Raw genomic sequence first — 714 nt, 5'->3', positions numbered from 1 at the left:
ACCACCAAATAAAAATAAAGTTTTTCCAATAGAAAACTATGAAAGACTTTGTTTCTTGAAAAACATAATTAAAAATCCAAATATTATTGTTGGAGATTATACATATTACGATGATTTTGAAAATGTTGAAAACTTTGAGAAGAATGTAAAATATCATTTTGATTTCATTAATGACAAACTGAGAATTGGAAAATTCTGTATGATTGCATCAGACGTAAAATTCATAATGAATGGAGCAAATCATCTAACAAATTCGTTGACAACTTTTCCATTTGCTATATTTGGAAATGATTGGAAAAATGCAATGGAAGGGAAAGAATATCCAAAAAAAGGAGATATAACGATAGGAAATGATGTTTGGATTGGATACAATGCAACAATTATGGCGGGAGTTACAATTGGAGACGGAGCAATTATTGCAACAAACTCAACTGTTATAAAAGACGTTGAACCATATTCTATAGTTGGAGGAAATCCAGCAAAAGAAATTAAAAAGCGATTTTCTGATGAAGTAATTGAAAAACTATTAAAAATTCAATGGTGGAATTGGGACATTGAAAAAATCACAAAAAATATTCAAAATTTAACTGATAATAAAATTGAAAAATTAATCATATAAAACTACTACCGCTAACAGTGTATTAGCAAAAGCGGGCTTGAATATTCAAATTGACAATTTGAATATTCTTCGCCGCCACTGCTTTTCAATTCCGT

At 28.9% G+C, this 714-nt stretch carries 1 protein-coding gene; it reads left to right on the top strand.

The genetic code is table 11. From position 1 onward, the window contains the following. On the top strand, positions 1-619 hold a 619-nt coding region (locus AC4AGG_RS16675), incomplete at its 5' end, for a CatB-related O-acetyltransferase (protein ID WP_489773148.1). Between the last annotated feature and the right edge of the window lie 95 nt (positions 620-714).

Source organism: Chryseobacterium sp. CG10_8 (assembly GCF_058117085.1).
The sequence above is the reverse complement of the archived record's forward strand: the minus strand, read 5'-3'. Positions and strand labels throughout refer to the sequence as shown.